The 6632-nt window shown below is 42.1% G+C and carries 10 protein-coding genes; 2 read left to right on the plus strand and 8 right to left on the minus strand.

Annotation, left to right across the window (positions count from 1 at the left end):
• Window positions 1–288: 288 nt before the first annotated feature.
• The 8 genes from PX482_RS21520 to PX482_RS21555 form a co-directional block, all read right to left on the minus strand.
• Window positions 289–642: a hypothetical protein gene (locus PX482_RS21520; protein ID WP_002763763.1), complete on the minus strand. Its 354-nt coding sequence runs from the start codon at window positions 640–642 to the stop codon at window positions 289–291.
• On the minus strand, window positions 635–973 hold the full coding sequence (locus PX482_RS21525) for a UPF0175 family protein (protein ID WP_002763765.1): 339 nt from the start codon (window positions 971–973) through the stop codon (window positions 635–637). Before PX482_RS21525 ends, PX482_RS21520 begins: the two co-directional genes overlap by 8 nt.
• 88 nt (window positions 974–1061) lie before the next feature.
• Window positions 1062–1349: a BrnA antitoxin family protein gene (locus tag PX482_RS21530; protein WP_288028137.1), complete on the minus strand. Its 288-nt coding sequence runs from the start codon at window positions 1347–1349 to the stop codon at window positions 1062–1064.
• Entirely contained in the window at window positions 1330–1620 is a 291-nt protein-coding gene (locus PX482_RS21535) for a BrnT family toxin (protein ID WP_002763767.1), read from the minus strand. Before PX482_RS21535 ends, PX482_RS21530 begins: the two co-directional genes overlap by 20 nt.
• 490 nt (window positions 1621–2110) lie before the next feature.
• Window positions 2111–2521 (minus strand): putative toxin-antitoxin system toxin component, PIN family, encoded by a 411-nt coding sequence (locus PX482_RS21540; RefSeq protein WP_002763774.1) that lies wholly within the window; start codon window positions 2519–2521, stop codon window positions 2111–2113.
• The gene (locus tag PX482_RS21545; RefSeq protein ID WP_002763776.1) at window positions 2511–2717 is read right to left on the minus strand and encodes a hypothetical protein; all 207 of its coding nucleotides are present in this window, start codon (window positions 2715–2717) and stop codon (window positions 2511–2513) included. The genes PX482_RS21540 and PX482_RS21545 overlap by 11 nt, the downstream gene beginning before the upstream one ends.
• Window positions 2718–3014: 297 nt before the next feature.
• Complete coding sequence (locus PX482_RS21550; protein WP_288028140.1) at window positions 3015–4577, minus strand: iron uptake porin; 1563 nt, start codon at window positions 4575–4577, stop codon at window positions 3015–3017.
• Window positions 4578–4847: 270 nt separating this feature from the next.
• The gene (locus PX482_RS21555; protein ID WP_043999545.1) at window positions 4848–5411 is read right to left on the minus strand and encodes a thylakoid membrane photosystem I accumulation factor; all 564 of its coding nucleotides are present in this window, start codon (window positions 5409–5411) and stop codon (window positions 4848–4850) included.
• Window positions 5412–5856: 445 nt separating this feature from the next.
• On the opposite strand from PX482_RS21555, the gene PX482_RS21560 reads away from it, so the two are divergent.
• Together PX482_RS21560 and PX482_RS21565 are read left to right on the plus strand one after the other, a co-directional pair.
• Window positions 5857–6351 carry a J domain-containing protein gene (locus PX482_RS21560; protein WP_002763788.1) on the plus strand — a complete coding sequence of 165 codons (495 nt, stop codon included), beginning with the start codon at window positions 5857–5859 and terminating at the stop codon, window positions 6349–6351.
• Window positions 6352–6356: 5 nt separating this feature from the next.
• Window positions 6357–6629: a DUF3143 domain-containing protein gene (locus PX482_RS21565; RefSeq protein ID WP_002763790.1), complete on the plus strand. Its 273-nt coding sequence runs from the start codon at window positions 6357–6359 to the stop codon at window positions 6627–6629.
• Window positions 6630–6632: the final 3 nt, after the last annotated feature.

Below are 6632 nucleotides of genomic sequence, written 5' to 3' on the forward strand. Positions count from 1 at the left end.
AGAAGTTGGCAAAATATACCGCGTTATCCCTGATGAGACAGCAGAAATAAACAGTCTAATTCGGGTTATTGATGAAAGTGGTGAAGATTACGCTTTTTCTGTGAATCGGTTTCATGCTATTGAGTTACCAAAGCCAATAGAAGAAGCTTTATTATCAGTTGCCAACTAAAACCCTCTCAATCCACTGAAAAAGAAACCACAAAAGTAGGCTAAATTGCCTCTAAAAATACCATCGATGTCCCTTCATTCAATCTTGAGAGGGTTTATTTTTGGCATCTATTAATACTTCTAAAAATTGTCAAACTTATTAATGATGTCTTGAATTTGCTGCGCTGGGATGTCTGTTTGGTCAGATTTGGTATAGATGAGGAGCATCAAAACACAACCATTGTCTTTAAGTTGATAGATAACACGATAGCCGCTACTTTTGCCCTTTTGAATATCGCTGTTTTTGAGGCGAACTTTAAAGACAGTGTAGCCTATTCCTGGTATTTGATCGCCGATGAATTTGCCTATCTGAAGGTCATCAATTAGAGGTTGTAGGTCAGTACGAATGCTCCGATAGCGTTTGGCGAGGGTGCGAAGTCGATCCTTGAATTCATCAGAGAAAAGGAGCTTAATAGAGGGAATTTCTTCAGTCATCTATGCCATCCCAGAGTTCAGAGATGGGATGTACTTTGCCTTCTTTAGCTTGCTGAAGAGAAATACAAAGACTGGTGAGGATGAGTTCTTTTGGTTCGTCGTCAGGGTCAGTGGGTGGAGTGAGGATATTACGCGATACTAGCAATTGGTAGAAATCATCGAGTGCCATTCCCGTTAGTTCGGCTGCTTGTTCAAATTTAAGGCGTTGCTGCTGATAAAGCATGACAGCGATTTCCGTGAGCATTTGAGCTTCAGTCATTTGTACTGTTTGCAGAAGTTTAGAGGGAAGGATGAGGTTCATAGAGGTTTCATTAAGTGGCAGTAACTTCATTGTATCGCCATGAAAAGGAAACCACAAAAGTAGGCTAAATTGTTTCTAAAAATACCATAAATACCCCTTCAATCAATCTTGAGGGGGTTTATTTTTTTGCCTGTGTTTCCACATATTCTCGCAGGACGCGATTAATACTGGTCTGATACCCCTCCTCTTGTGTGGCCTGGGTTTTGAACCAGTCTATCAGGTCAGCATCAAGGCTTAGAGTTATCTGCTGTTTGAGCGGACGATAGAATACACCACGCCGCGCCCTGCTCCAATCTCCCGTAGCCTCTGGGATCAGATCTGTGCGGATAGGCTCTTGTGATGCGGCTAGAGCGTCAATTTCAGCCTGTATCTCTGGCGGTACTGGATTACAATCTCCCTTCTTCATAAGCCCTCCTTTCATGGGCTGTTGCCCTGCGTGCGCTAATAATTCGTCCCGTTTCCTCTCCGGTCACTGAATCAGACTCCGGCCAAGTATGCACCACAAATACAGTCAGTTTACCGATCAGTCCGATAGTCTGCCAGCGTTCTTCCTCTGGGTATGGATCAAGACGGCTGACAGCGAGAGAATCGGCAAAAACATATTGAGCGGCTTCAAAGCTCAAGCCGTGATCGCGCTTGTTTGTCCGATTTTTGTTGTCGTCCCATGTCCACTTCAATTTTACTCTCCAAATGTAGCTATAGCGTTTCCTGTTCGCAAGAGGTACACTATCGATGTTGAAAAGCTTAATTAGCAAAGGTTTAAGTGTGCCACACAGGTGTGAGAACCGCTATATATTATAGTTACTACATTAATTTTTATCAACATTGTATTTGCGCTAACGCAATCGCAATAAAATTTACCCCTGTCGGGATCATAACATTATCCAGATATAATGCCAGTATAACTACCGATTTAGCAGCAATAGCAAGCTAAACAAATTACTCATCATCAAAAGATAACAGTTCGAGCGGTATGTGTTAATTATCATCCCTTTCGGCTTCGGCGCAGCTTCAACCCTCAAGCGCCAACTAAAACACTCTAAATCAACAAAAAAAGAAACCACAAAAGTTGGCTAAATTGCCTCTAAAATACCATAAATGCCCCTTCATTCAATCTTGAGTAGGTTTATTTTTTTGCCTTCCTCCCTCAAAAAATTCTCAGGGACACTAGAAAATAACTAAAAACTCTGCTGGAGTAATAATTGGAATCCCTTGATAAGTATTGAGAATTAAAAGCTCCTTATCGCCTGTTATGATGTATTGTGCCATTCCAGATACAGCTAATTCTAAGAATTTATTATCATCTAAATCGGAACAAACTCTCGTTTCATGCCATATATCAACAAATAAGCTCCTATTTTTAAGAGACGACAAGAAATCTAACCTATCATCTTTTTCTAAATATTTGTCAAATTTATTTTTACTTATTCTCGTTGCCAATTCTTGATAAGTTGCCTCGCTCTGGAGAATAGTAAATTGACTGACTGCTATATTGATTACTTTTTTGGGTGTTCCTAGGGGATTTAGTAAAGCACTAATAAAAACATTTGTATCTATAACAACTCGATTAGGATTCATCTACTAATAGTTCTGTTAGTTTATCTTCTGTCAAACCTTTAGCTTGAGCTTTTTTGCCGACTTTATCCATAATTGAGATAAGACTTTCTGAATTTTCCTCAATCGTCAGATTAACTTCTTGTTCAGGAGAAAGACCTAACTGAGCGATTAGTGTAGGAATCTCCGATACCTTAATATTTTTGAGAACTTGTTTCATGGCTTAACTAGGTAACTAGGTGTATCTTCAACTTTTATTGTACTCTATTTAATCACATTTAACAGTGTTCCTCAAATCGTCCTCGACCTCTTCGCCACAACTTCAACCCTCAAACATAAACTAAAACCCTCTAAATCCATCAAAAAAGAAACCACAAAAATAGGCTAAATTGCCTCTAAAAATACCATAAATGCCCCTTCATTCAGTTAGTCTAGAGTGCGGAACGGCAGCCAGTGGAGAAATGAAGTCAAATCCCGTCATACTTTATCTTTATTTCTGACTGGCTGCCTAGACAAATCAGAAAGTAAAAGTCGTGCGGATAGTACCGATAACTAAGGTGGAATTGTTGTTATTAGAGTTAGGAGAAGTAATCACGATTACCCCCGGAGTAAGGGCGATATTATCGGTGAGTTTCCACTCATAAAATCCTTCGATATGAAAGGAAGTATCGGGATCATTAGTGGCACTGCCATCATTTAATCTAATACTAGAACTAGATACCCAGGGCTGCATACCAACAATAATACCCGCCGTATTTCCTTCCTTAAATAAATCAGGAAAAGCCAAAGTTACCGCCCAATTCCAGATATCTAAATCCCCGCGTTCTAGTTGTCCATCTAAGGTGCTAAGAGTGATAGCTTTTGTATAGCCACCCCAACCACCGAGGACAAAACCATCGACAATTCGCCAAGTAAATTGTAAACCCAAACTATTATTAATTGTCGGCACAGCCTCCCCGAATAGTTCTTCGGTGAAAAATCGGAAATTCGAGCGCTGGCTTCCCGTTCCCGTATCTAATTGGTTATAACCATGAAGGTAGGATAAAGCAATGCCAAAATTCTCGTTAGGAACATAACCCAGCTGCCCTAGGGCAGTATAGGAACCGTTAAATAAACCCGCACCCGGGTTAGGATCGTTAGCATCCCCGGCAAGATAACCGGCGCTGAATTGCAAAGCCCCATAATTACCCTGTAAACCGAGTCCAGTTTGTCCGGGGGCAAAATAAAGGGGATTGCGAGTACCAAAAGCGGAAAGCGCCCCACTAGCACCATCTCCATCCAAAAAGTTGAGGGTATTGGTAAAGTCATCTTTAGCACCTCCCGTCGCTTCTAACCAGAGTTGGATATTTTCCGTTAGGGGGAAACTGTAGTTTAAAACTTCTAGCAATAAATCGTTGCCGTCCGGTTGGGTAAAGGCTAAGGTGCTTTCAAAAGTTCCCGTAGTATCGGCTAAATCGGCAATATTTCCCGTTGCTAGACGGGTATAGAGTAAATCTTTGCCTGTGAAGCTAGTATTTAATTCTAAACGGGCCCGATAACCAAAAGCTGGCACTTGGGGAATCCCTTCACCACCGTTTTTTTCTCCTGTGGCTACCCCATATAATGCCATCACCACTTCCCCGGTTAATTTAGTGGTGGTGGAAAATTGATTATTTTCCAGAAAAGCGACTCGATTTTCTAAGTTATCAACCCTAGCACCCAATGCCGCTAATTCTGTCTCGAATTCCCTGACTAATCGCTTGATTTTGTCTAGATCTTCTTTTAATACCGCTACTCCTTCTTGAATCAATCTTTCTAGGGTATTTAAGCAAGCATTCAACCCGGCGGCAAATTCCCAACGAGTTAAAGCGCGTTCACCGCGAAAAGTGCGGTCAGGATAACCTACTATACAACCATACCTCTCCACGAGACTTCTTAAGGCCTCAAAAGCCCAGGCAGTGGGAGAAACATCCCGCAATTGATTGACACTTGTTACCTGTGCCATGGGGTTACTAGAGAGGTTTTCGAGACTATTAGCCAGTACCGGACCAGAAAAACCCAGTAATATGGCTGCTGTTAGGAAATTTTGCTTGATTTTCATTGCTGTCTCCCACACCTATAAGAATGATTATTGTTCTCAGTATAATCAGGTTAGCAAACTTTTTTCAGTCTGGCACTGTTGCAAATATTTTTCAAGTGTTACTCCAGATAAAATCTGAATTATCTAGCATTTCTTGGTTCAAATAAATCTTAAATGATAATAAAAACAATAGGTAAATAATTTTATTTTTCCTAAAAACAAGATAGAGACGCTGCTGACAGCATCTCTAAATGATTATTTTTGGTTCAATTGAGGATAAAAAAGAGGTAACTAGCGTAATTCAGCGTTAAACTCGTTAAAAGAGCGTCTTTTTAACTCTAGCGATTGCGATCGAGGCAAAAGCTCAAAAACCTTTCTTAAGACATCATCCACATCTTCATATTTAACATTGCCCAAACCATCATAAACCACTTTACCTTGTTGGTCTAAAACCACCGTTTGGGGAACCCCACCGCGATAATAGTAACCCGGTTCATCGGCACGATAGGAAGACTTTAAGGGGATAGAATCGACACTTACGGGGATAATACTGGCGGCGCGACCGTAAAACTCTTGAAAACGGGAGACAATCGCCGCAAATTGCTTACAATCGCTACTATCATCCAAATAATAGACAATAATAGCTGGAATTTTCCGTTGAAAAGTTTCCGCTAAATTTAAACGCGGTGGCACGAGGGAACCATTACCCGCATAGACCACAAAAATATTACCATCGAGGCGATCATCATCGATCCCCGCATAGGCGCTAGGGGTTAGCCAAGGAGAGAAACTCGTCAGAGCAACAATGAGAAAGACAAGACAGATCTGAAGACGCAGCCGATAACGAGATTTCATGATCAACAGGGTTAGAATATTAAGACAATTTTTAGTTTGACATACCCCACGCCTTAAACAGACGTGGATTCTTCTAGCATCACTGCTGTGAATTTCTGGCTCAACGAGTCCACTTGAATTAGATTCCTGGCGAAATCCCACCCAGAGGTGGTTCTCTCCCCAGACTTTCGCTCCCTTACAGAAGCCTGTTTTCGGGGGCCCCTACGATACAGTTCAAAACCTCTAAAATAATTGGTTTCTCTGGTACTTGACGCTTAGAGCTTTTACCTATAGGAGCATTCCCCTATAGAACCCCATAACTCTAGTTTTCAAGGTGCGTTCATCCTGCGATGACTGGGTTTTTTAAGCGGTTGCTTACCCGGCCCGCTATTCTTAATATCATACATCACATAAAGTCGCCCTAAAAGGGCGAGGCTTTAAACCCAATTTTTCGGTAAAAAATCTTGTGACCTTCGAGCGCGATAATTCCCAAACCACCTCGCGAGTCATTGCCGCTAACTCGCGCTTTGCCAATACCTATTATGCCATTCTAGGACTACATCCGAGTGCCTCGGTGATCGAAGTGCGACGCGCCTATCGGGAACTTAGCAAACGATACCACCCCGATACTACCGAACTCAGCCCCGAAGTGGCAACGGTTAAATTCCAGCGTCTTAACGAAGCTTATGCCACCCTGAGTAATCCTGATCGCCGTTCCCTGTATGATTTACAGATAGGTTACTCCCGCTGGAATGTCATCCAAACCATCCCCGATAGCGATGAACCTATAGCTAATCGTAGCGCCTATCTCGATCCGACCGATCGTCCCCTATCTTCGGGAGAAATTTTTGCTTTGTTTATCTTGGCACTCACCCTGCTCGGCTGCTTGTTACTAGCGGTGATTATTGCTATGCTTCGAGGAGAGAATGCCGTCACTGTAGCCCAATTATTTTTGATTTAGATGCGATGAAGATTCCCACTGCCGATACTCCCCTCTATAATCATCCCTTACCGGCGATCGAAGCATGGCTAGTTAAGTTAGGTTGTCGGAAAAATACCGAGAATGTCCACTGTTGGACTGTGGAAAAACCGACATGGAAAGCGGAAATCTGCCTCGAAATTGAAGAAATCACCGTTCGTTACTTTCGGGCAGCCAATGACGGCAGTGACATCAATCGCGCTTTTAAATACTCCCTTAGTCGCCAAGATATCGAATCGGCGGTTTTTTCTGGTCCCTAATCA

This window comes from Microcystis sp. M53602_WE12 (genome assembly GCF_030065455.1).
GTDB lineage: Bacteria > Cyanobacteriota > Cyanobacteriia > Cyanobacteriales > Microcystaceae > Microcystis > Microcystis aeruginosa.

Coding starts and splice junctions, on each gene's coding strand:
- PX482_RS21525 (WP_002763765.1), bottom strand. CDS start 973: ATGAAGTTACTGCCACTTAATGAAACCTCTATGAACCTCATCCTTCCC.
- PX482_RS21540 (WP_002763774.1), bottom strand. CDS start 2,521: ATGAATCCTAATCGAGTTGTTATAGATACAAATGTTTTTATTAGTGCT.
- PX482_RS21545 (WP_002763776.1), bottom strand. CDS start 2,717: ATGAAACAAGTTCTCAAAAATATTAAGGTATCGGAGATTCCTACACTA.
- PX482_RS21555 (WP_043999545.1), bottom strand. CDS start 5,411: ATGAAATCTCGTTATCGGCTGCGTCTTCAGATCTGTCTTGTCTTTCTC.
- PX482_RS21550 (WP_288028140.1), bottom strand. CDS start 4,577: ATGAAAATCAAGCAAAATTTCCTAACAGCAGCCATATTACTGGGTTTT.
- PX482_RS21565 (WP_002763790.1), top strand. CDS start 6,357: ATGAAGATTCCCACTGCCGATACTCCCCTCTATAATCATCCCTTACCG.
- PX482_RS21520 (WP_002763763.1), bottom strand. CDS start 642: ATGACTGAAGAAATTCCCTCTATTAAGCTCCTTTTCTCTGATGAATTC.
- PX482_RS21530 (WP_288028137.1), bottom strand. CDS start 1,349: ATGAAGAAGGGAGATTGTAATCCAGTACCGCCAGAGATACAGGCTGAA.